Source organism: Cupriavidus sp. FW306-1B-F12B (assembly GCF_058781795.1).
On sequence record NZ_JBYSXC010000015.1, the window covers coordinates 155135 to 178091 of the forward strand.

General features: G+C 66.6%; 21 protein-coding genes and 2 tRNA genes. 17 read left to right on the forward strand and 6 right to left on the reverse strand.

Annotated features, from left to right (window positions below; all coding sequences use genetic code 11):
* Window positions 1–66: 66 nt before the first annotated feature.
* A complete protein-coding gene (gene ppx / locus AC3WLE_RS23570) occupies window positions 67–1599 on the forward strand; it encodes an exopolyphosphatase (RefSeq protein ID WP_492320602.1) in 1533 nt (510 codons plus the stop codon).
* Window positions 1600–1656: 57 nt separating this feature from the next.
* Here ppx and AC3WLE_RS23575 read toward each other — a convergent pair whose 3' ends face one another.
* The 3 genes from AC3WLE_RS23575 to infA all read right to left on the reverse strand — a co-directional run bounded on the left by AC3WLE_RS23575 (window position 1657) and on the right by infA (window position 3782).
* Complete coding sequence (locus tag AC3WLE_RS23575; protein ID WP_456808364.1) at window positions 1657–2499, reverse strand: GNAT family N-acetyltransferase; 843 nt, start codon at window positions 2497–2499, stop codon at window positions 1657–1659.
* A 339-nt stretch (window positions 2500–2838) separates the two neighbouring features.
* Entirely contained in the window at window positions 2839–3315 is a 477-nt protein-coding gene (locus AC3WLE_RS23580; RefSeq protein WP_492320604.1) for a SixA phosphatase family protein, read from the reverse strand.
* A 245-nt stretch (window positions 3316–3560) separates the two neighbouring features.
* Window positions 3561–3782 carry a translation initiation factor IF-1 gene (infA, locus tag AC3WLE_RS23585; protein WP_008641674.1) on the reverse strand — a complete coding sequence of 74 codons (222 nt, stop codon included), beginning with the start codon at window positions 3780–3782 and terminating at the stop codon, window positions 3561–3563.
* A 612-nt stretch (window positions 3783–4394) separates the two neighbouring features.
* On the opposite strand from infA, the gene AC3WLE_RS23590 reads away from it, so the two are divergent.
* Both AC3WLE_RS23590 and AC3WLE_RS23595 read left to right on the forward strand, forming a co-directional pair.
* Window positions 4395–4913, forward strand: a complete 519-nt coding sequence (locus AC3WLE_RS23590; protein ID WP_492320605.1) for a hypothetical protein — start codon at window positions 4395–4397, stop codon at window positions 4911–4913.
* 177 nt (window positions 4914–5090) lie between these two features.
* A complete protein-coding gene (locus AC3WLE_RS23595) occupies window positions 5091–5840 on the forward strand; it encodes an exonuclease domain-containing protein (protein WP_492357587.1) in 750 nt (249 codons plus the stop codon).
* 97 nt (window positions 5841–5937) lie between these two features.
* Here AC3WLE_RS23595 and AC3WLE_RS23600 read toward each other — a convergent pair.
* Window positions 5938–6014 (reverse strand) — tRNA-Pro (locus AC3WLE_RS23600).
* A gap of 408 nt (window positions 6015–6422) precedes the next feature.
* Here AC3WLE_RS23600 and AC3WLE_RS23605 point away from each other — a divergent pair.
* From AC3WLE_RS23605 to AC3WLE_RS23635, 7 genes are all read left to right on the forward strand, one after another.
* Complete coding sequence (locus AC3WLE_RS23605) at window positions 6423–7682, forward strand: GGDEF domain-containing protein (protein ID WP_492357588.1); 1260 nt, start codon at window positions 6423–6425, stop codon at window positions 7680–7682.
* A gap of 51 nt (window positions 7683–7733) precedes the next feature.
* Window positions 7734–7810, forward strand: a tRNA-Arg gene (locus tag AC3WLE_RS23610).
* 254 nt (window positions 7811–8064) lie between these two features.
* The gene (locus AC3WLE_RS23615) at window positions 8065–9168 is read left to right on the forward strand and encodes an AI-2E family transporter (RefSeq protein ID WP_492320608.1); all 1104 of its coding nucleotides are present in this window, start codon (window positions 8065–8067) and stop codon (window positions 9166–9168) included.
* Window positions 9169–9185: 17 nt separating this feature from the next.
* Window positions 9186–10730 carry an efflux transporter outer membrane subunit gene (locus tag AC3WLE_RS23620; protein ID WP_492357589.1) on the forward strand — a complete coding sequence of 515 codons (1545 nt, stop codon included), beginning with the start codon at window positions 9186–9188 and terminating at the stop codon, window positions 10728–10730.
* Between the two features lie 20 nt (window positions 10731–10750).
* On the forward strand, window positions 10751–11878 hold the full coding sequence (locus AC3WLE_RS23625; RefSeq protein WP_492320610.1) for an HlyD family secretion protein: 1128 nt from the start codon (window positions 10751–10753) through the stop codon (window positions 11876–11878).
* On the forward strand, window positions 11868–12917 hold the full coding sequence (locus AC3WLE_RS23630) for a DUF2955 domain-containing protein (protein ID WP_492351915.1): 1050 nt from the start codon (window positions 11868–11870) through the stop codon (window positions 12915–12917). The genes AC3WLE_RS23625 and AC3WLE_RS23630 overlap by 11 nt, the downstream gene beginning before the upstream one ends.
* 11 nt (window positions 12918–12928) lie before the next feature.
* Window positions 12929–13378, forward strand: a complete 450-nt coding sequence (locus AC3WLE_RS23635) for a potassium channel family protein (protein WP_492320612.1) — start codon at window positions 12929–12931, stop codon at window positions 13376–13378.
* Window positions 13379–13513: 135 nt separating this feature from the next.
* Here AC3WLE_RS23635 and AC3WLE_RS23640 read toward each other — a convergent pair whose 3' ends face one another.
* The gene (locus tag AC3WLE_RS23640; RefSeq protein WP_010814281.1) at window positions 13514–13765 is read right to left on the reverse strand and encodes a DUF1488 family protein; all 252 of its coding nucleotides are present in this window, start codon (window positions 13763–13765) and stop codon (window positions 13514–13516) included.
* 226 nt (window positions 13766–13991) lie between these two features.
* Here AC3WLE_RS23640 and AC3WLE_RS23645 point away from each other — a divergent pair, with 226 nt between their 5' ends.
* The 3 genes from AC3WLE_RS23645 to AC3WLE_RS23655 all read left to right on the forward strand — a co-directional run bounded on the left by AC3WLE_RS23645 (window position 13992) and on the right by AC3WLE_RS23655 (window position 15704).
* The gene (locus AC3WLE_RS23645) at window positions 13992–14126 is read left to right on the forward strand and encodes a hypothetical protein (protein WP_013957262.1); all 135 of its coding nucleotides are present in this window, start codon (window positions 13992–13994) and stop codon (window positions 14124–14126) included.
* Complete coding sequence (locus tag AC3WLE_RS23650; RefSeq protein WP_492320613.1) at window positions 14123–14293, forward strand: hypothetical protein; 171 nt, start codon at window positions 14123–14125, stop codon at window positions 14291–14293. The genes AC3WLE_RS23645 and AC3WLE_RS23650 overlap by 4 nt, the downstream gene beginning before the upstream one ends.
* Window positions 14294–14453: 160 nt before the next feature.
* Window positions 14454–15704 (forward strand): MFS transporter, encoded by a 1251-nt coding sequence (locus AC3WLE_RS23655; RefSeq protein WP_492320614.1) that lies wholly within the window; start codon window positions 14454–14456, stop codon window positions 15702–15704.
* Window positions 15705–15801: 97 nt separating this feature from the next.
* Here AC3WLE_RS23655 and fabI read toward each other — a convergent pair whose 3' ends face one another.
* Complete coding sequence (gene fabI / locus AC3WLE_RS23660) at window positions 15802–16590, reverse strand: enoyl-ACP reductase FabI (protein WP_010814278.1); 789 nt, start codon at window positions 16588–16590, stop codon at window positions 15802–15804.
* 211 nt (window positions 16591–16801) lie between these two features.
* On the opposite strand from fabI, the gene AC3WLE_RS23665 reads away from it, so the two are divergent.
* From AC3WLE_RS23665 to AC3WLE_RS23680, 4 genes are read left to right on the forward strand one after another with little or no spacing between them, the layout of a single operon-like run.
* Entirely contained in the window at window positions 16802–18703 is a 1902-nt protein-coding gene (locus tag AC3WLE_RS23665) for an extracellular solute-binding protein (RefSeq protein WP_492357277.1), read from the forward strand.
* A gap of 39 nt (window positions 18704–18742) precedes the next feature.
* Entirely contained in the window at window positions 18743–19792 is a 1050-nt protein-coding gene (locus tag AC3WLE_RS23670; RefSeq protein ID WP_010814276.1) for a microcin C ABC transporter permease YejB, read from the forward strand.
* A complete protein-coding gene (locus tag AC3WLE_RS23675; protein ID WP_492320616.1) occupies window positions 19789–20925 on the forward strand; it encodes an ABC transporter permease in 1137 nt (378 codons plus the stop codon). The genes AC3WLE_RS23670 and AC3WLE_RS23675 overlap by 4 nt, the downstream gene beginning before the upstream one ends.
* Window positions 20922–22583 (forward strand): ABC transporter ATP-binding protein, encoded by a 1662-nt coding sequence (locus AC3WLE_RS23680; protein WP_492320617.1) that lies wholly within the window; start codon window positions 20922–20924, stop codon window positions 22581–22583. Before AC3WLE_RS23675 ends, AC3WLE_RS23680 begins: the two co-directional genes overlap by 4 nt.
* Window positions 22584–22957 lie beyond the last annotated feature (374 nt).

Sequence of the window (22957 nt, forward strand, 5' to 3'; positions counted from 1 at the left end):
CCCAGGCACCAGAGTGCACCTGCCGCGCCACGCAACGCCAACGCGAACCAGCCCTCCTAGCACACGATGAACAACACCCCACGCCTGCTGGCTGCCGTCGACATGGGTTCGAACAGCTTCCGCCTGATGATCGGGCGGGTGGACGAGACCCCCACGGCCAATGGCCCGGCCAGCCAGATCTTCCAGGTCGACGCGCTGCGCGAGCCGGTGCGCCTGGCCGCCGGCCTGACTCCCGACAAATACCTGGACCAGCCCGCGCGGCGCCGTGGCATCGATGCGCTGCGGCGCTTCGGCGACCGGCTGCGCGAGTTCGCGCCCAACCAGGTGCGTGCCGTCGCCACCAATACACTGCGCGTGGCCAAGAACGCGTCCGAGTTCCTGATCGAGGCCGAAAGCGCGCTGGGCTTCCCGATCGAAGTGATCGCCGGGCGCGAGGAAGCGCGGCTGATCTACCTCGGGGCCTCGCACGACGCCCCGGCCTGCCAGGGCAACCGCCTGGTGGTCGATATCGGCGGCGGCTCGACCGAGTTCATCATCGGCAACGGCTACCAGTCCAAGCTGATGGAAAGCCTGTATATCGGCTGCGTATCGCACAGCCGCCAGTTCTTCCCCAGCGGCAACGTCGACGAATACGCGATGAAGCAGGCCGAGCTGGCCGCGCGCCGCGAGATCCAGGTGCTGGTGCGCCAGTACCGCGCCGCGGGCTGGGAGCAGGCGGTCGGCTCGTCGGGCACGGCGCGCGCGCTGGCCGAGCTGATCGAACTCAATGGCATGAACGACAGCACCGCCGAGCACGGTATCACGCGCGAAGGGCTGGAGCGCCTCAAGCGCGCGCTGATCAAGGCCGAGAACACCAACCGCGTCAAGCTGACCGGCCTCAAGGCGGACCGCATCCCGGTGCTGCCGGGCGGCTTGTCGATCATGCTGGGCGTGTTTGCCGAACTCGATATCGAGCGCATGGATGTCACCGACGGCGCGCTGCGGCTGGGCGTGCTGTACGACCTGCTCGGACGCAGCCACCATGAGGACATGCGCACCGTCACGGTGGACCAGTTCATGCGCCGCTACGGCGTGGACCGGGCCCAGTCCGGCCGCGTGCGCCGTGCCGCGCAGACGCTGCTGTCACAGTTCCCGGAGCCGGCCAACGAACGGCGCGAGGACAACCTGGCGCTGCTGGGCTGGGCCGCCAGCCTGCATGAGACCGGCATGTCGATCTCGCACAGCGGCTACCACAAGCATTCGGCCTATATCGCCACCCATGCCGACATGCCGGGCTTTTCCAAGACCGACCAGGCGCGGCTGGCGACGCTGCTGCTGGGCCATGCGGGCAAGCTCGGCAAGCTGTCGGGCAGCGGCAGGTTCGTCGACTGGCGCATGCTGTTCAGCCTGCGCCTGGCCTTTGTGCTGTGCCGCCGCCGCTCGGACGTGGCCTTGCCCGATATCCGCGTGAGCCAGCTGGCCGAGGCGCTGGACGAAGGCTTCACCGTGCGCCTGCCGAAGGTGTGGATCGAGGCCAATCCGCTGATCGAATACAGCCTGGCACAGGAGGCTGACGAATGGCAGCGGATTGGCAAGCGCTACAAGGTCATCTACGACTGAGCGCAGGGCGGAGGGCGGCCGCCAGGGCGGCGGCCGCTGACAGGCGCCTGGTGCCGCTCAGGCGCCGTTGTTCAGGCCGAGGAAGTGGCGGGCGTAGCGCGGGTTCATGTCGTTCACGCGCAGCAGCGTCAGGAAGTCCGCCACGTTGAAGTCCGGATCCCAGGCCGGCTGGCCGCAGATTTTTGCGCCCAGGCGCAGGTAGCCCTTGATCAGCGCGGGCGGCTCGACATCCAGCTGCTGGTTCAGGTCCTCGACCGGCAGCGGCACGCGCGGGAAGGCGTGGTATTCGATCGGCGCCAGCGAGCGCTCGCTGAACAGCCGGTGCAGGCTGGCCGCATAGTGGCCGCCGTCGTTCATCGGCACGCTGGCGCAGCCCAGCATCGATTCGATGCCCCAGCGCTGCAGGTACTCGCCCAGGCCGCCCCACAGCGCCATGATGACGCTGCCCGAACGGTAGTCGCGGTGCACGCAGGAGCGGCCCAGTTCCAGCATCTTGGGGCGCAGGTGGGCCAGGCGCACCAGGTCGAATTCAGACTCCGCGTACAGGCAGCCGAGGCGCTTGGCCTGGTGCGGCGGCAGCACGCGGTAGGTGCCCACCACGCGCAGCGTGGCCATGTCGCGCACGATCAGGTGGTCGCAGTAGGCATCGAACATGTCGATGTCCAGTTCCGGCACCGAAGAGGTCAGGCGCGCGCCCATTTCCTCGGCAAAGACCTTGTAGCGCAGGCGCTGGGCTTCGACTACTTCGTCCTGGTGGCGCGCCCACGCCACGCTGAGAACAGGCGATTCATGTGCCGGTGTATCTGATTGGCGATGAAGACGGCTCCGCGCCGTCTGGCCGCCAAGGCCATTGGGCAGAGAGTCGAAAAGCGGCTGGGTGGGCGTCGGCAGATCTCGCATCAGTATGTCCTTTTGGTGACGAAACTGTTGCGATGCAATGTAGTGAGAGCGGGTGACAGTGCCGTGACCCGGGGATGACGGTTCCGTGACGTCCGCTGCCAGGGCGGATGGTCGGGCGCTTTCGCGAGATGGGTCAGGGTGTGCGTTGCGATCCTCGACAGCAATATGACGATCAGCCGGGCCATTCATGGGGAATCTCCGTGACAACTGCTATCGGCACCGGAAGAGGCGCCAAGGCCACTCTAGTAACGGTAGATTCCGCCCGCCATCAGCTATTTCTGATTTTGACGGGAGAAAATGGGCCAGGTGCCGTCAGGCGGCACCTGGCACGCCGGGGGCTCAGAGGAATTCGGGGTTGATGACGGCGCGCAGCACGGTCTGCGCCTCGCTTTCGCGGGTGCGGCCGGTCAGCCACCAGATGCCGCTCTTGCGCACGCTCCAGTTCATCTCCGAGCCGGCCAGCAGCAGGCTGGCGACGCGGCCGATCCAGGGCTGGTGCCCGACTACCACCACGTGCTCGGGGCGTTCCGGCCACTCGACTGCTGCAAGCACTGCGCTGACGTCGGCGCCGGGCGCAAGGGCGTCAATGATCTCCGCCTCGGCAGACAGCGCGGCCGCCGTTTCACGGGTGCGCAGCGCCGGGCTGCAAAGGACGCGGGTGTCGGCCGGCAGATGCGCGCGCAGCCATTTGGCGGATACCTCCGCCTGCTTGCGGCCGCGGCGTGTCAGCGGGCGCTGCAGGTCGGCATGGCGGCTCAGGCTGAGCGCGTCGGGGAGGTCTTCGGCTTCGGCGTGGCGCCACAGGATCAGGTTCATGTCGGGCAGGGCAATGAGCGAGCTTCGAGTATGGTGAAGCGGCCCGACCGGTGCAAGCGCCAGCTGGCCCGCGCCGATGGCGCAGGCCAGGCTGCGCGCGGCGCGTAAACGGAAGCAGGCTGCCTGTCGGGCAGCCCGCAAGTGTGTCCGGGCGCGGTGTCAGCGGCGTGACAGCGCGTCGGCGCACAACGGCCGCGGCGCGGGCGACAGCCGCGTATGCGGTATCGCCGGGGCCGTGCAGAAACTCAGGACTTGTGGCGGAAGTTGATGCGTCCCTTGGTCAGGTCATAGGGCGACATTTCCAGGGTGACACGGTCGCCGGCCAGGATGCGGATGCGGTGCTTCTGCATCTTGCCCGAAGCGTATGCCCAGATTTCGACACCGTTTTCCAGCGTGACACGATAGCGGTTGTCAGGCAGGGCTTCCGACACCACGCCGCCAAATTCAATGAGTTCTTCCTTAGCCAATCTGTCTTCCTTTTCGGCAGCCCGTGAAGGCTGCGTGGTTGCGATTTCAAAAATCCTGTTCGGTTCGCCCGGCACGGCGCGGAACCGCGGCATGTTTCGCCGGTTGCGGCGAAGCGCGCCTTGGGTTGTTCGGGGCAAGCTCACGCGGACTGCGGCGCGCGGCGCCTGATGCTCGGTCCTGTCAGCGGTATCGCCCAACGGGCGCGGATGGCTTGGGCGACGGCCTGGCCGCTGACGGCCGGGGAGACCGTGTGCTTTGCGGAGCAGGCGGGCAGGTTGTACCCGGTGGTTCGCCAGTTTGGTGTCGTCGCGGAAGGCCCGCGCCGGCGGCTGCTGTTCGCTCGCGAAGAGCGCGCTGGTGAGAACGCCCGGTTACAGGGATGCACGGACACCCCGGGGGCTACTTTGACATTGTATCACGTACGCAGTTGCAGCATGACCGGCACGTTGCGGCAGATCGCCGGCCGCGACGGTTGCACGGTGCCGGGCAGGTCGGCAATTCATGTGCCTTGAAAGGCGTGTCTTGCGGCCTGGCCGGCTTGGTATTTGCCCCGTATGAGCTAGAACTAACTCGTACGGCCTTGCCGGGCCGGATCTCGCAAGGAGACTGCCATGGAACTCCATCTGGAATCGCACCGCTACGTTCGCTGCCGGCCGGACTGGCGGGCCGCAGTGGTGGCGGGGCTGATTGCCGGCGCGGTCTACATGGTGCTGGAACTGCTGACGGCGCGCTTCCTGCTGTATCAGGGGGCCTGGGGCACCGTGAAGATGGTCGCGGCCATCATCCTCGGGCGTGAAGCCCTGTCTGCCGATGCCTTCAACTGGACAGTCGTGCTTTCGGCGGGGACGGTGCACTTCGCGCTGTCGATCATCCTGGCGGCGGTGCTGGCGATGATCCTGTCGTCATTCCGCTTCGATTCCAGCCTGTGGCTGGCCTCGGTGGTCGGGATCGTGTTTGGCGTGGTGGTCTACCTGGTCAATTTCTATCTGCTGGGAACCTACTTCAACTGGTTCGACGAGGCCCGCGGCTGGGAAAGCCTGTTTGCCCACGCGCTCTTCGGGCTGGTGGCGGCCGACGTCTACTGCAATCTCGAGCGACGGCGCGGCGAGGCGGAACAGCAGCCTGCCTGAACCACGTGGTGGGGATGAGGGAGGACCGGCGGCAGCCGGCACCCTCCCGGCCGGCGCCTCCAGCTAGCCCATCTGGTTGATATGACGTTTAACGCGCTCGCACTAACCTAAAGGCAAACAATCAGAGCGGCCGCCGCCAACCATGCCCGCGGACGGCTACACCGGAGTACCGAGCCCATGCGGGTCGCCATCGTCAGTACCGAAACCACCGGGCTCACGCCAGCGGACGAGCCCGTCAGCATCGGCCTGTTGCTTGTCGAAGTGGCGCCGCGGGCTGGCACGCTGTTGCGCGAGATCACCGACTATTACGGTTCGCAGGAGCCCACCGTGCCGATCAGCGAAGCGGCCACCGGCACGCACGGGCTGACCGCGGAGATGCTGCGCGGGCGGCGCTTTGACGTCGATGCCATCCGTGCCATCGTTGACGACGCGGATGTGCTGGTCGCCCACGGCGCCGAATTCGATGCGCGGATGCTGGGAAAAGTGCTTCCCGACATCCAGCACAAGCGCTGGCGCTGCTCGGTGCGCCAGGTCCGCTGGTCCCAGTACTTCCACGTCCCTAACCACAAGCTCGATACACTGTGCGAGCACCTGCGCATCTTCCGGCCCCGTCCGCAGGTTGCGCTGGATGATTGCCTGGCGCTGTCCAAGCTGCTGTTCCAGCACATGGGTGCAGCCGGCCAGGCTACGCCCATGGGCTTCCTGCTGGCCGAGTCCGACTTTGTGCCGCGGGTTGCATTCATCGTGCCTGCGCCGCCCGCGCCGCCGCCGTCACCTGCGGCCCCGGCCGAGGCCGAGGCCGGCCAGTCGTGGATGCCAAAGGTCGAAACCGGCCATGCTGGCCCAAGCCGGCGGCTGGTCATCGTCGCGGTGATGCTGATGCTGTTCGCGGGGGCGCTGATCTGGCCGGACTTGCTGCGGTGGTGAGAACAGATCGTGCCTGTCCGGCTATTGGACGCGGTTGGCAGAAAAGAAAAACGGCTTGGATCTTTCGATCCAAGCCGTTGTTTCCGTTACATATTTCTGGTCGGAGCGATAGGATTCGAACCTACGACCCTCTGATCCCAAATCAGATGCGCTACCAGGCTGCGCTACGCTCCGAAGCCGGCCATTGTAGCCGGCCCCCGCGATCGCGGTCAATCTAATGTGATGATGCCCGCTCTGGCGCACTCAACCTTGCCGGCCTGTTCCCCCTTCTGGCGGGGACGCTTTGGCTTGACTTGGGTTTGCGCGCTGGGATAATCCGCACACCGCACCAGTCCGACCGGCGTGCTTTTGGGAACGCCCGGTTTGCCTATTCCTTCCGGACTGACCTGATCACCACAACAATAACGGCGCTCCCGCCCGCGGCGGGCGCCTCGGCGTGTTTGCGTCTGTCGGCTGGCGGCGCCAGCCGGCCTGAAAACGGGTATGCGGCTTTGATAACAACGGTCCGACACAGGACCGGTAAAGAGCAGGTAACAGCGGCGCCATGCGGTGCACCGCTGGTCGCCTTGGACGGGAATGAAGATGTTTCAGTCGCACATAGTTGTGCTCATCGCGGGGTTGTTCGCCCTGCAGATGGCTGTGGTTTGCGTGGTATTGCGCCGCTCGGCGGGCATGGATCGCAGCGGCCTGACGTCGTGGGCGCTGGGAAGCGTGCTGGCCGCAATGGCAGCGACCCTGGCGGCGGTGCAGGAACTGCGCCCGCTGTGGCTGGTACTGGAATCGAGCGACCTGGCGCTGCTGGCGGCGCTCTCGGTCATGGCCGTGGGCGCGCGGCATTTCGCTGGCCGGCCCGGCCGCGCCGCGCCGTTGCTGGCGCTCAACCTGGCGGCCGCAGCGGCGGTGGCCTGGCACGACCTGGCGCCGCAGTATCTTGCCGTGCCGGCGCTGATGCCGGAGATGGCACCGCTGCTGACGATGTGCCATATCGCACTGCTGCTGGACCTGGCCCGCAGCGCCTTGCCGTCGGTGCCGGCCACGCGCGGCACCGGCCGGCTGGCGGCGTTGTCGCTGGTATTGATCGTCATCGCCGTGGCGGCCATCAACGCATGGACCGTGGCGCTGCCGCTGGCGGCAGTCATGCAGGGCGGCGCCTGGCCGCGGCCGATGCCGTGGGACGGCGAACTCGCCATGCTCAACGTCTTTGCACTGGTGGGCGTGTCGGTCAGCTTTGCGCTGATGGCACACGACCGGCTGCGGCGTATGCTGGAGCGGCGCGCGCGCCATGACGACCTGACCGATGTGCTGCTGCGCGGCGCGTTCTGGGAAGAGCTGGAGGCAGCCTGCCTGCGCGCCGAGCGGCAGCGCAAGCCCCTGACGGTGGCCTTTGTCGACCTCGATCACTTCAAGGCAATCAACGATGTCTACGGCCACCTGGCGGGCGACAGCGTGCTGCGGCATTTCGCCGGGCAACTGCGCAAGAATTTTGGCCAGCTCGAGGTGGCGGGGCGCCTGGGCGGCGAGGAATTTGCCATCCTGATGCCGGATACGGCGCTGGAGCAGGGCCGGCTGGCCTGCCTGCGGCTGGCCACGGCGGTGCGCGCCACGCCATGCCCGTCTGAACCCGATCCGATCGCCTATACCGTCAGCATCGGCCTGGCGGCGCGGCAGCCGGGCGAAGGCGCCGATGCGCTGATGCGACGCGCGGACCGTGCGCTATACGACGCCAAGCTGAAAGGGCGCAACTGCGTGTCCCTGCATCCGGCAGGCAGCGAGGCGGGCGCCGATGGCGGCGCGGACGATGGCCACTACATCACGCGCGGACAGCCGCGTGCCGCCTCCTGATATGCGCCGCTTGTCACTGCGCAGCGGCGCTGCGGTAGAATGCACGCCTTCGCGTCCTTAGCTCAGTTGGATAGAGCACTCGCCTTCTAAGCGAGCGGTCAGAGGTTCGAATCCTCTAGGACGCGCCAGCCCCTTGGGGTCATCCCATGGATTCAGGTTACTGATTCCCGCCGGGCGATTCCCCGCCTGGTCTGTCACGCTCGTGGCACCGACGTCCTTCCCATGTAGCGATTGGCATACGTCTTGAGGTTGTTCCGGCCGGGTCACTCGTCTAGACTGGATTTCACCTTCCCAAGAGACCGGTACTTAACCCGGCTTGGTGAGGGCCGGCGGTGAGGCTGCCGATCCGATACCTTTGCGGTGATCTGCAGGGAGACCAGCGATGTTGCCCACGCCCACTTCAGAGAGAGCGCTGTCCCGCGGACTACTCGATGTCCTGATCCGTGCCGGGCTGATCGCGGTGCTGGCCATCTTCTGCTTCCGGATATTCCGCCCCTTCCTTGATCTCATTGTCTGGTCCGTGATCCTGGCGGTGACCATCTACCCGCTGCAGGTCAGGCTCAGGCGCCGGCTGGGCAACAAGGACGGCCGCGCCGCCACGCTGATCGTGCTGGCCGCCATTGCCATCATTGCGCTGCCAGCCTACCTGCTGGGCGCCGCCATGATTGACTCGATGGAGCATGCGATCGCCATCGTCAAGAGCGAAGGCATTCATATTCCGCCACCGCATGAGTCGGTAGCCAGCTGGCCGCTGGTTGGCCAGCGCCTGTATGACTTCTGGCTGCAAGCCGCCTCGGACCTGGCCGGCCTGATGCAGACGCTGGCGCCTCAGCTCAAGGCAATCACTCTGGCCGTGCTGGCCGCAGCCGCCGGCATCGGCAAGGGGCTGCTGATCTTCGTCTTCGCGCTGATTATCGGGGGCATTTTCATGGCCTACGGCGAGGCCGGCAACCGTAGCGCCGTGCAGATTGCCTCGCGCATTTTCGGCCTGGAGCGGGGCCAGCGCATCGCCACGCTATGCACGGCGACCATCCGCGCGGTGGCGCAGGGTGTGGTCGGCATCGCCTTCATCCAGATGCTGCTGATCGGCATAGGCTTTGTGATCAAGGGGGTTCCTGCCGCGGGCGTGCTGGCCATGGCAGTGCTGCTGCTGGGCATCGCGCAGTTGCCGGCCACGCTGATCACGGTGCCGGTAATCATCTATGTCTTTGCCACGGAAGGTGCCAGCGTTGCCACCATCGTCTTCTCCATCTACGTCTTCGTTGCGGGACTGGCCGACAACGTGCTCAAGCCACTGCTGCTCGGGCGCGGCGTCGATGTGCCGATGCCGGTGGTATTGATCGGTGCCCTGGGCGGCATGGTGACAGGCGGCGTGATCGGCCTGTTCATCGGTCCGGTGGTGCTTGCGGTCGGGTATCAGCTGTTCTGGCAATGGGTGGAAGACCCGCCGCTGCAGGCGGATCCCGGCAACCAGCAACAGACCTGAAGTGGTCCGGGCCGCCCATGTCGCGCTGGAATCATCCATTGCGCGCATTGCTGGCCGGCGCCTGCTGCCTTGGCGGCTGCGCGCGCCTGGGGCCCGATTTCCAGCCGCAGCATGAACCCTGGACGCAGCAGTGGCACAGCCCGGCGCTTGAGCAGGCGACCGAGCAGCGGGCCCAGCCCGACATCCGCGAGTGGTGGCAGGTCTTTGCCGACCCGACGCTCGAACGCCTGATCGCCGAAGCCGACGCGCACAATGCCAGCCTGCGGATTGCCGGCCTGCGCGTGATGGAAGCGCGCGCCCAACTGGGCATTGCCCAGAGCGGGCGCTTCCCGCAACTGCAGCAGGCCAGTGCCGATGCCCTGTACACGGACCGCCGGCAGGCCGGCGGCCTCAACCCGCAGAACAGCCGCTTCTGGCAATACAGCGCGGGCTTCGATATCGGCTGGGAACTCGATTTCTGGGGCCGCTTCAGCCGCGCCATCGAGTCTGCCGATGCTGTCTATTTTGCCGCCCGCGCCAACCGCGACGATGTGCTGGTGCTGCTGCGCGCCCAGGTGGCAGAGACCTACTTTGCGCTGCGCACGGCCGAGGCACGGCTGCGCATCGCTCGCGAAAACGCGGCGCTGCAAAAGCGCAGCCTTGAAATCACCGAGCGGCTGTTCAAGAGCGGCGAGACCGACGAGCTCGACCTGCAGCAAGCGAAGACGCAGTACCTGGGCACCCTGAGCACCATCCCTGAGTTTGAAAGCCAGATCATGCGCACCCGCAATGCCCTGGCGGTGCTGATGGGCCGCCCGCCAGGCCCGTTGCCGGAGCTGCCGGAACTGGCGGGCAAGGAAGGGGTGATTCCACTGATCGATCGCGCGGTACTGCAGGACGTGCCCGCCAGCCTGCTCTCGCGCCGTCCGGACATCCGCGCCGCCGAGCTGCAGATCGCCGCGCAATCGGCGCTGATCGGCGTGGCCGAAGCCGATCTCTATCCGTCGCTGACGCTGCTGGGCAGCATTGTCTGGTCTGCCAGCACGCTGGCCGGTACGCCCAACAGCCTGGCCCTGATCGGCGGCCCCAGCCTGCGCTGGAACGTGTTCGACTATGGCCGCATCAAGAACACCGTGCGCGTGCAGGACGCCCGCCTGCAGCAGCTGATCGTCGCCTACCAGGATGCCGTGCGCCAGGCGGCGCGCGAGGCCGACGATGCCGCCAGTGCCCTGATCAAGGCGCTGGAGCGCGAGCAGATCCTGCGCGACAGCGCGCTGGCCGCCAGGCGTTCGCTGACGCTGGCCAACGCGCTCTACCGCGAAGGCTACTCGGACTTCCAGCGCGTGCTGGATTCCCAGCGTGCGCTGGCCGCCCAGCAGGACACCTACCTGGTCAACCGCAGCAATGCCGTCAGCAACCTGATCGCGTTGTACAAGGCGCTCGGCGGCGGCTGGCACAGCGAGCAGCCACTGGTGGACCCGGCCACCCGTGAGCAGATGCAGCAACGCACCGACTGGGGGAACCTGCTGGATGAACCAGGCCCGCCGTCCGCCGGTGCCAGCCTCCCTGTGAAGCAGAGGTAGATCTCCCTGAGCGAGTGCCGATGAGCGATGCCCCGCAACCCCCCGCAGCCCCAGCGCCCAGCGCACCGCCGCCCGCCGCCGACCCGGCAAGGAAGGGCGTGCGCTGGGTGCTCTTGCTGATCGTCATCAGCCTGGCCTGGTACCTGTTTGCCGACCGGTTGACCCCGTACACGCAGCAGGCGCGGGTACAGGCTTTCGTGGTGCCGGTTGCGGCGGAAGTGTCCGGGCGCGTGACCAAGGTCCATGTGCGCAACAACCAGGACGTCGCGGCAGGCACTGTCCTGTTCGAGGTCGATCCCCAGCACTACAAGATTGCCGTGGACCGCGCCCGCGCCGATCTGGAGTCGACACGCCGGCAGATCGGCGCCAGCACCGCCGGCATCGAATCGGCGCAGGCATCGCTGCGCGCAGCACGCGCCAACGAGCTCAAGGCGCGCCAGGACAGCGATCGCCTGGAGCGCCTGTACAGCGATGATCCCGGCACCATCTCCCTGCGCCGTCTGGAGGTGGCGCGGGCCAGCCTCGAGCAGGCTGTCAGCCAGGTCGCCGCCGCCAAGGCCGAGGTCCAGCGTGCGCGCGAACAGCAGGGGGGCAGCGAGGAAGAGAACGCCAAGCTGCGCAGCGCCGCCACCGCCCTGGAAAAGGCCGAACTGGATCTTGCCAATACGCGGGTGCGGGCGCGCGCCGCCGGGCTGGTCACCGACCTGCGCACCGACGCCGGCCAGTTTGCCGCAGCCGGCAACCCGGTCATGACGCTGATCGCGATCCACGATCTGTGGATCAGCGCGGAGATGACCGAGAACAACCTGGGCCGTGTCGAACCCGGCACGCCGGTTGCCATCGTGCTGGATGCGCTGCCGGGCAGGATCTTCGAAGGCCGTGTGCGCAGCGTTGGCTATGGCGTCAACGTCGGCCCGAGCACGCCGCCGGGCAGCTTGCCGACGGTGCAGAACAGCCGAGACTGGCTGCGTCCGGCACAACGCTTCCCGGTGGTGGTCGAGTTTGCCCAGGGCGAACTCGCCTCGATGCGGGGCATTCGCGTGGGCGGGCAGGCCGAAGTCATGGCGTTTCCCACCCAGGGCAACCCGCTCAATCCGCTCGGCCGCGTATTCCTGTACCTGATGAGCTGGCTTTCCTATGTCTACTGACGCCCCGGCGCTGCCGTTGCCCGCGCGCGATCCACGCGCCCAGCGTTCGCTGCGCCTGGCCAGCGGCACCGCGCTGTGCCTGGCGGCCAGCTTCGGCCTGGGCCTGCCGATCCCCATGCTCGCGCCGGTGCTCGGCGTATTCCTGCTGGCCAGCGTCAACCAGCCGATGTCGGCCAAGGCCGGGCTGGGCCTGGTGCTGGTCGTGATGCTGACCACCGGCACCGGCCTGCTGCTGATCCCCTTGCTGCGCTACTATCCCGTCAGCGGCGTGCTGATGATCGGCCTGTGCCTGTTCCTGGCCTTTCGCTACGGATTGCGCGGCGGCAATAACCTGGTCTCCACCTTGCTGGTGGTCGGCCTGACCATGATCTCGGCGGCGGGCACCATCGATTTCGGGCTGGCGGTCATGGTCATCGATGCCCTGGTCAAGGGACTGCTCGTCGCGGTCGCGGTGCTGACACTTGGCCACTGGCTGTTTCCCGAACCGTCCGGCGCGCAGGCGCGGCCTGCGGCCAAGGCTCTGCCGGATGACCAGGCCGCCTGGATTGCGCTGCGCGCGGCGCTGGTGGTGATGCCGGCCTTCCTGCTGGCGCTGAACGATCCGGCCGCGTACATCCCGATCATCATGAAAGCGGTCAGCCTCGGCCGGCAAAGCTGCACCACCACGGCACGCGGCGCCGGGCGGGAGCTGCTTGGCTCGACCATGTTCGGCGGCGTGCTGGCCATCGTGTTCTGGTGTGCACTCAGCCTGTTCGTACATTTGTGGATGTACTTCCTGTGGATGCTGCTGTTCGGCCTGCTGGCGGCGCGCAAGCTGTATGGCCTCAGCCCGTCGCGGTACCCGCCAGGCTTCTGGGTGAACACTCTCGTGACGCTGATCATCCTGCTGGGCCAGTCCGTGCAGGACAGCGCGGCCGGAAAGGATGTCTATACCGCCTTCGCCGTGCGCATGGGCCTGTTTATCGGCGTCACGCTGTATGCCTGGCTGATGATCGAGCTGCTCGACCAGCCGCGCGGCGCACGACGGCGCGCCCGCTGAAGAGGCCGGTCGTGCTGAGCAACCTGCTGATCGGCCTTCCCGTAATGCTGCTGTGCCTGCTGCTGCAGGCGCTCTTCGTGGCCATCTGCCTGCGCTACTACGTGCGCTTCAAGCATGCCCGGCAAGGCCGCGAATCGCTGTGGCAGGACGTCCTGCTGTTGTCGGTTGTGATGATGCTGATGCTGCTTGGCAATTTCGTGCAGATGGCGATCTGGGCCGTCTTGTTCATGCTGCTGGGCGAGTTCGGCGATTTCGCTACCGCGCTCTATCACTCGGGCGTGAACTTCGCCACGCTGGGCTACGGCGATATCGTCATGTCCGAAGCCCGGCGCTTGCTGGGGCCGCTCGAGGCGGCCAACGGCATCCTGATGTTCGGCGTCTCCACCGCAGTGATGACCGCGGCGGTGCTGGACGTGATCAAGCGCAACCCGGCCAGGCTGCGGCAGGACGAGCGGCCATAGGGATGGGGGCGTCGGGCGCAGCCCGGGCCGGGACTGGGACGGTTCTAATATCGGATGCCGAATCGCGGGCGGGGCTGGGCAATCGATGCATCCCGATCTCTGCGAAAGCTGGCCCGCCGCGCTGCGTTTTTCCGGTCAGGAAATCGTGTAGGTGGTACGTTCCCCGGGGTTGTAGAGGTCCCTGGCCAGTTGCAGGATCTGGTCCCGATGATGGTCGAAGGTGGCGAGAAGGGCGGATTCTTCCGCGGCACCCTGGTGGCTCAGGCGCAGAAGGATTTCGTCAGTGACCTGAAAGGCCACTTCGCGCGCGTTGTCGTAGCCCCAGAAGCAAACGCAGTGCCGCGCCGCATCGTAGCTGCGGCTGGGATTGGGAAAATTCAGTGCCATTGCAGACTCCTGTCCGGTCACGGTACGCCGTGCGTGTTGGGCTTGCTGGCGCCAGCCGGTGCTGCCGCCCCTAGTATGCGCCTGTTTCCCGCGAGCTGGGCATGTGTCCCCGCGGCCTGCTGGAGCGCATGGCCGCGGTCTTCGCGAAAGATATTTCTTTCGCCGGCGATTTAGCGCGTATGCTGGGATTGCCATTATCTCCAGGCAAGCCATTCAGGAGCCCATCATGGCCAAGAGTCAACTACGCAGCAGCCGCGAAGCCAAGAAACCCAAGCAACCGAAGAAGCCATCCGTGCCGGCCTCACCCTTCAGCACGGTCCAGTTTCGCGGGCACGATGAGGTCGCCAAGAAGAAGAAATGACTGAGACCGACAGTGCAGGGATCGTCTGGTCCCTTGTGTTCCTGGCCGTGTTGGTCGGGGTCTACGGCTACATCATCCGGGTGGGTATCCACCACAAGCCGGTGTTCGGCATAGCGAAGCACTCGCTTCGGTACTGGTGGCACCGGCTGGTCCACGTGACCAAGTAAGCAACGCCGGCCAGTCAGGCCGGCGCGGGCAAGATTTGCGGTTTTGCCGCACAATACAGCCTGCGCGCCGCACAGGAGCACGCTGGATCGATCAGAGGCGAGGGCACTGACCTCGCCCGTCAGCGGGCGGCATTTTGTTGAACATCCTGCAATCCTGTACATGGCCGCCCCACATGCACATTCCGCCGCGGATCCCGTCCGCGGCGCAGACGCTTCCGTTTCTTCCCGCGATCGCAATCCATCCGGCCGCCTGCCGCTGCTGGCGCTCGGGGTCGGCAGCTTCGGCATCGGCACCGGCGAATTCGTCATCATGGGCCTGCTGCCCGATGCCGCCAGCGACCTCGCCATCTCCATCCCGCAAGCCGGCCACCTGATCAGCGCCTATGCGCTGGGCGTGGTCATCGGCGCGCCGCTGCTGGCGGTGCTGGGCGCGCGCTGGCCGCGGCGCAACCTGCTGATCGCGCTGATGGCGGTGTTTGCCGCCGGCAATATCGCCAGCGCGCTGGCGCCTTCCTATCTGTCGATGATGGTGGCGCGCCTGCTCACGGGTTTTCCGCATGGCACGTACTTTGGCGTGGCGGCGCTGGTGGCCGCCAGCCTGGTCCCGCGCGAACGGCGCGCGCAGGCGGTGGGGCTGGTGATGCTGGGCCTGACCACTGCCACGCTGGTGGGCGTGCCGATCGCCGCCACGGTCGGCACCTGGCTGGGCTGGCGCTCGGCCTTCCTGATTGTCGGTGCCCTCGGCGCACTGACGGCGCTGCTGGTGTGGCGGTGGGTCCCGTTCGTGCCGGCCGACCGGTGCGCCAGCCCGCTGCGCGAACTGTCGGCGCTCAAGCGCAAGCAGGTCTGGCTGACGCTCGGTATCGGCGCGATCGGCTTCGGCGGCATGTTCTCGGTGTTCAGCTATATCAAGCCGACCATGCTGGAGCTGGCGCATATGCCGGCGGCGGGCATCCCGGTGGTGCTGGCCTTGTTCGGCATCGGCACGGTGGCGGGCAACCTTGCCGGCGCGAAGCTGGCCGACAAGGCATTGATGCCGACCATCGGCGGCGTGCTGGTGTGGGCGGCGCTGGTGCTGGGCGCCTTCGCCTTGACCGCGTCGCATCCCTGGCTGGCTGCCATCAATGTGCTGCTGGTGGGCACCACGGTGGCACTGGGCCCGGCCTTGCAGATCCGGCTGATGGATGTCTCCGGCGACGCGCAGACGCTGGCCGCGGCCCTCAACCACTCGGCCTTCAACATGGCCAACGCGCTCGGCGCGTGGCTGGGCGGGGTGACCATTGCCGCCGGCTACGGCTGGGAGTCCACCGGCTGGGTCGGCCTGCTGCTGGCGCTGGGCGGCCTGGTGGTCTATGCGTGGTCGATGCTGAGCATGGGTCGGCAGGGCGCGCCAGCCGCGGCGCAAGCGTGATGCAGGCGGACCTGGTGTGCGCACCAGGTCTGCAAGGAACAAAAAAGGGGTGCCTCATCGGGCACCCCTTTTTCATGCATCCGCTGGCGGGACGGGCTTACTCTGCGTCCGCGACGCTGGCGCCGACCACGTTGAAGCCGCCGTCGACATAGGTGATCTCGCCGGTCACGCCGCTGGCCAGGTCGGACAGCAGGAAGGCGGCCACGTTGCCGACTTCTTCGATGGTGACGTTGCGGCGCAGTGGCGCGGCCTGCTCGAAGTGGCCGAGCAGCTTGCCGAAGCCTTTGATGCCCGAGGCGGCCAGGGTCTTGATCGGGCCGGCGGAGATGCCGTTGGCGCGGATGCCGCGCGGACCGACCGACGAGGCCAGGTAGCGCACGCTGGCTTCCAGCGAGGCCTTGGCCAGGCCCATGGTGTTGTAGTTGGGGACCACGCGCTCGGCGCCCAGGTAGGTCAGCGTCAGCAGCGAGGCCTTGTCCGACAGCAGCGGCAGCGCGGCCTTGGCCAGCGCCGGGAAGCTGTAGGCGGAGATGTCATGGGCGATGCGGAAACCTTCGCGCGACAGGCCTTCCAGGAAGTCGCCGGCGATCGCCTCGCGCGGCGCGAAGCCGATCGAGTGCACCAGGCCGTCGAACTTATCCCAGCGCTGGCCCAGCGCGGCGAAGGTCGCGGCGATCTGCTCGTCGCTGCCGACGTCGCATTCGAACACCAGGTCGCTGCCGAATTCCTTGGCAAAGTCGCTGATCCGGTCCTTGAACCGTTCGCCGACATAGGTGAAGGCTAGTTCGGCGCCTTCGCGTTTGCACGCCGATGCGATGCCATAGGCGATCGACCGGTTAGAGAGCAAGCCGGTGATCAGGATCCGCTTACCTGCCAGAAATCCCATAAGTTCTCCAAGGTGGTGTATCAGGCACGCTTCGTGCGTCCGCCGTGCGGCCGTGTGCGTGCCTTTGCTGTCTTGCGGTCGTTTTTATTGCGCCGCGCAGAGGGAATGTCCGGATGGCTGGCGCCACCCCGGACGCATGTAAAATTGTCTCATACTTGGCCCGGCCACAGAATGCCGGGCCCCACAGGTCATAGTGGAGGAATCCAACGGGATGCCTATTCAAGCACGTTGGCCGCTTCAGGCGGCATGGCAGTGCTTCCGGCGGGATGCGGTACTGCGCGGTTGGGTTGCAAGCGGGCTGGCCATGGCGCTGGCGGCGGGGGTCTCTCTCTTTTCCAATCTGGCGCTGGCGGCGCATGGCTTCGCGCTGCACGGGGACCTGAAGTACCAGGCGGATTTCCGGCATTTCGACTATGCCAATCCCAATGCACCCGCCGGCGGCACGCTGACACTCGCCAATCCGGACCGGCGCACCAGTTTCGACAAGTTCAATCCGTTCACGCTGAAGGGCACGTCGGCGCCCGGCCTGAACGCGCTGATGTTCGAGTCGCTGCTGATCAGCAGCGCCGACGAGAGCGCGAGCGCCTATGGCTTGCTCGCCGAGGACGTCACGGTGGCGCCGGACGAGCTGTCGGTCACGTTCACCATCCGGCCCCAGGCGCGCTTCTCCAATGGCGACCCGGTGCTGGCGTCGGATGTCAAATATTCTTATGACATGCTGATGAGCAAGGCCTCGAGTCCGGGCTATCGCAGCATGTGTACCGATGTGAAGGCGGTGATCGTCGCCGGCGAGCGCACGGTGCGCTTCGAATTCAAGCAGCGCAACCGCGAGCTGCCGCTGATCGTAGGCTCGCTGCCGGTGTTCTCGAAGAAATGGACGGCCAAGGTCCCGTTCGAGAAGCTGACCTTCGAGCCGCCGGTCACCAGCGGCCCCTACCTGATCGAGCGCTATGACGCCGGCCGCGGCATCATCTTCCAGCGCGACCCGAAGTACTGGGGCAAGGATCTCGCGGTGCGCCGCGGCACCTTCAATTTCGCGCGCGTGGCCTACCGCCTGTACAAGGACGAGACCGCCAAGCTCGAGGCCTTCAAGGCAGGGGAGTTCGACGCCATCGTCGAATACAAGGCCAAGAACTGGGCCAAGAGCTACCAGGGCACCCGCTTTCGCAACGGCGAGCTGCTGAAGACCGAGTTCCCGCACCGCAACGGTGCCGGCATGCAGGGCTTCGTGATGAATATGCGCAAGCCGGTGTTCCAGGACGTGCGCGTGCGCCAGGCCCTGATCCTTGCGCTGGACTTCGAATGGCTGAACCGGCAGTTGTTCTACGGCGCCTACAGGCGGCTGGACAGCTGGTTCTCCAACAGCGAGCTGGCCGCCAGCGCCACCTTCGATGGCCGGCCCGGCCCGGGCGAGCTGGCGCTGCTTGAGCCGCTGCGCGCGGAATTGCCGCCGGAGGTGTTCGGCCCGGACGTGGTCCAGCCCAGCACTGCGGCGCCGCGTTCGCTGCGCGACAACCTGCGCCAGGCACGGCGCCTGCTGGCCCAGGCCGGCTGGACCTATACGGATGGCGCGCTGCGCAACGCCAAGGGCGAGACGCTGGTGTTCGAGTTCCTCGACGACGGCGGCGCCATGAGCCGCGTCATCACCACCTATGTGCGCAACCTGGAGAAGCTTGGCATCCAGGTGAACCAGCGCACCACGGACTTTGCGCTGTACCAGAAGCGGCTGGAGGATTTCGACTTCGACATGGTGTCGATCCGCTTTCCCGACTCGCAAAGCCCCGGCAACGAGCTGCGCGACCGCTTTTCCAGCGAGGCGGCCGGCACGCCGGGCTCGGACAACCTGTTCGGGCTGAAGTCGCCCGTGGTCGACAAGCTGGTGGACAACGTCTTGCACGCCCATACCCGGCAGGAGCTGGTCACCGCCGGGCGGGCGCTGGACCGGGTGCTGATGCATGGCTACTACATCGTGCCGAACTGGTACAGCGCATCGCACCGCGTGTCATACCGCAAGACGCTGGCCTACCCGGAGCGCCTTCCCTATTACTACACGGCCGAAGGCTGGATCCTGAGCCAATGGTGGCGCACGGACCTGCAGCCGCAGGCGCGCTGACGCGCCCGCCGCGACCAAGACAAGGAAGAGGACCGGCCGATGCTTGCCTACCTGCTCAAGCGCATTCTGCTGATGATCCCGACGCTGATCGGGGTCATCACGCTGACCTTCGTGGTGATCCAGTTCGTGCCGGGTGGCCCGGTCGAGCAGATGATGATGGAACTGAAAGGGCGGGGCGGTGCCGGCGAAGCCAGCGGCGGCGGCGCCGAATACCGCGGGCGGCGCGGCGTCGACCCCGAGAAGATCAAGGAGATCCAGGCCCTGTACGGCTTTGACAAGCCGCCGCTGGAGCGCTACTTCCTGATGCTCAAGCGCTTTGCCCAGTTCGACCTGGGCCAGAGCTATTTCCAGCACCGCAGCGTGTGGGAGCTGGTCAAGTCCAAGCTGCCGGTGTCGGTCAGCCTGGGTTTGTGGACCTTCTTCCTGACCTACCTGATATCGGTGCCGCTGGGCATTTCCAAGGCCATCCGCGCGGGCAGCCGCTTTGACGTGGTGACCAGCATCATCGTGCTGGTGGGCTATGCCATCCCCGGCTTCGTGCTGGGCGTGCTGCTGCTGGTGCTGTTCGGCGGCGGCACCTTCGTGCAGTGGTTCCCGCTGCGCGGGCTGACCTCCGACAACTGGGAGCAGCTCTCGCTGATGGGCAAGGTGATGGACTACCTGTGGCACCTGGTGCTGCCGATCACGGCATCGGTGGTGGGCAGCTTCGCGGTGGTCACCATGCTGACCAAGAATGCCTTCCTCGAGGAAATCCGCAAGCAATACGTGCTGACCGCGCGCGCCAAGGGCCTGGGCGAGCGCCGCGTGCTGTGGAAGCACGTGTTCCGCAACGCGCTGATCCCGCTGGTGACGGGATTCCCGGCCGCGTTCATCGGCGCCTTCTTCACCGGCTCGCTGCTGATCGAGACGCTGTTCTCGCTCGACGGGCTGGGCCTGCTGTCCTATGAGGCGGTGCTGCGGCGCGACTATCCGGTGGTGCTGGGCACGCTCTACCTGTTCACGCTGATCGGGCTGGTCACGCGCCTGATCTCCGATGTCTGCTACGTGCTGGTGGATCCGCGCATCCATTTCGAGGGCTTGCACCGATGAAACTGTTCACGCACGCGGCCCCCAACGGGCTGCCGCATTCGCCTTCGCCGCGCCAGCGCGCCTGGCAGCGCTTTCGCCGCAACCGGCGCGGCTACTGGAGCCTGGTGATCTTCGTGGTCATCTTCGTGCTGAGCCTGGGCGCCGAGCTGCTGTCCAGCAACCGGCCGCTGGTGGTGCACTACAAGGGCGAATGGTATTTCCCCATCGTCAAGGTCTACCCGGAAACCACCTTCGACGGCGATTTCGCCACGCCCGCGGACTACCTCGATCCGTATATCCGCGACCGCATCACCACCAACGGCAACTTCGCGGTGTTCCCGCTGAACCATTATTCGTACGACTCGCTCAACTACTTTGCCAAGGAGCCCAACCCGGCGCCGCCGTCGGCAGAGAACTGGCTGGGCACCGACGACCGCGGCCGCGACATCCTGGCCCGTCTGCTGTACGGCTTCCGCGTGTCGGTGCTGTTCAGCCTGGCGCTGACCGTGATCGGGGTGCTGGTGGGCACGCTGAGCGGGGCGCTGATGGGCTTCTTCGGCGGGCGCTTCGACCTGTTCTCGCAGCGTGCCATCGAGATCTGGAGCTCGATGCCGGAGCTGTACCTGCTGATCATCTTTGCCTCGATCTTCGAACCCAGCCTGGCGCTGCTGATCATCCTGCTGTCGCTGTTCGGCTGGATGGGCCTGTCCGACTACGTGCGCGCCGAGTTCTACCGCAACCGCTCGCTCGACTACGTCAAGGCCGCGCGCGCGCTGGGCCTGTCCAATGTGCAGATCATGTGGCGCCATATCCTGCCCAACAGCCTGACCCCGGTGATCACCTTCCTGCCGTTCCGCATGAGCGCCGCGATCCTGGCGCTGACCAGCCTGGACTTCCTCGGCATGGGCGTGCCGCCGACCACGCCCAGCCTGGGCGAGCTGCTGGCGCAGGGCAAGGCCAACCTGGATGCGTGGTGGATTTCGCTGTCGACCTTCGCGGTGCTGGTGGTCACGCTGCTGCTGCTGACCTTCATGGGCGACGCGCTGCGCGATGCCTTCGATACCCGCCTGGGCCTGGCGGCGCTGCGCGGCCGGGTCGAACCCAAGATCCCGGCCGGCGCGCCGACCGGGGCGGCACCGGAGGCCACGCCATGACCGCGGTGTCTCCCGTGATCCAGCCGGCCGAGGCGCCGGCCGCGGCGCCGGCGCCCGGTTCCACGCTGATGTGCGTCGACAAGCTTTCCGTCACCTTCGGCCACGGCGAGCATGCCACCCGTGCCGTGCGTGAAGTCAGCTTCGACCTGCGCGCGGGCGAGCGCTACGCGCTGGTGGGCGAGTCGGGCTCGGGCAAGACCGTGACCGCGCTGGCGATGCTGCGGCTGGTGGAAGACGCCTACTACGACGGCGCGATCCGCTTCGAGGGCAAGAACCTGCTGGAGGTGTCGGACCGCGAGATGCGCGGCATCCGCGGCGCCGAGATCGCGATGATTTTCCAGGAGCCGATGACGGCGCTCAATCCGCTGTACACCATCGGCAACCAGATCGTCGAGACGCTGGCGCTGCACGAGGGCCTGGACCGCCGCGCCGCGCGCGAGCGCGCCATCGCGCTGCTGGAGCGCACCGGCATCAGCGACGCCGCGCACCGCTTCGACAGCTTCCCGCACCAGCTCTCGGGCGGCCAGCGCCAGCGCGCCATGATTGCCATGGCGCTGGCCTGCCGCCCCAAGCTGCTGCTCGCCGACGAGCCGACCACGGCGCTGGACGTAACCATCCGCGCCCAGATCATGGACCTGCTGCGCGACCTGCAGGCCGAGTTCGGCATGGCGGTGATGCTGATCACCCATGACCTCAACCTGGTGCGTTCCTTTGCCCAGCGCGTGGGCGTGATGGAGAAGGGCGTGCTGGTCGAGACCGGCGAGACCGCGCAGCTGTTTGCCGCCCCCCAGCACCCCTACACCCGCAAGCTGATCGACAGCCGCCCCAGGCGCGAGGTGCTGCCGCTGGTGCCGCTGGCGCCGGTGCTGCTGGAAGCGCGCAAGCTGAGCGTCAACTACGCGCGCAAGCGCCGCGGGCTGGCCGGCTGGTTCGGCAAGGACCAGTTTGCGGCGGTCAAGGACGTGGACTTCCAGCTGCGCGAGGGCGAGACCGTCGGCATCGTCGGCGAGTCCGGTTCGGGCAAGACCACGCTGGCGCATACCGTGCTGGCGCTGCAGCGCAAGAGCGGCGGCACCATCCATTTCCTCGGCCGCAGCTTCGACACCGCGACGCGCGACGATCGCCGCCAGTTGCGCGCGCGCATGCAGGTGGTGTTCCAGGACCCGTTCGGCTCGCTGGCGCCGCGCATGACCATCGAGCAGATCGTCGGAGAAGGCCTGGCGCTGCACCAGCCCGGCCTGTCGCACGAGGGCACGCGCCAGCGCGTGATCGAAGCCCTGCGCGAGGTCGGCCTGGACCGCACCGCGCTGGGCCGCTATCCGCACGAATTCTCGGGCGGGCAGCGGCAGCGCATCGCGATTGCCCGGGTGCTGATCCTCAAGCCGCAGATCCTGGTGCTGGACGAGCCCACCTCGGCGCTGGACGTGTCGATCCAGCAGCAGGTGCTGGCGCTGCTGTCCCAGCTGCAACACAAGTACAACCTCACCTACCTGTTCATCAGCCATGACCTGGCGGTGATCCGCGCCATGGCGCATCGGGTTTTCGTGATGAAGGCAGGGGAGGTGGTCGAGGCCGGCGACACCGAAGCGGTGCTGGGCGCACCCCAGCACCCCTATACGCGCAAGCTGATGGCGGCGGCGCAGGTCGGCGCTGGCTGACCCGCAGGTGTGCGGCGCAGCAACGCCGCGGCCCCGCCTGGCTAGCATCCGGTGGTTCGGATCAATCCGATAAACAAGGTGCGAACTCCCGCCTATATCCTTGATTCGCCAGTCAAATCCGGCGAATTTGTAACGAACTTTGACATGTGAATGACAACCCTTTACCATCCCGCGAGAACTAGTTTTGGGGGTGGTCCGTCCGACGCATTGGATCGTGCATGGCACGATTGCGGTGCAAAACAGGCCCGGTAAGCCTGGTGCGGATGTTGCATAGGGTTCACCCCGCAGGTTCACATGAATTTCTCGCGAAGTTCACGCGAATTTCACATATACCCAGCTGCCCCGGACTTGTGCCGGGGCTTGCTGTGGAACGA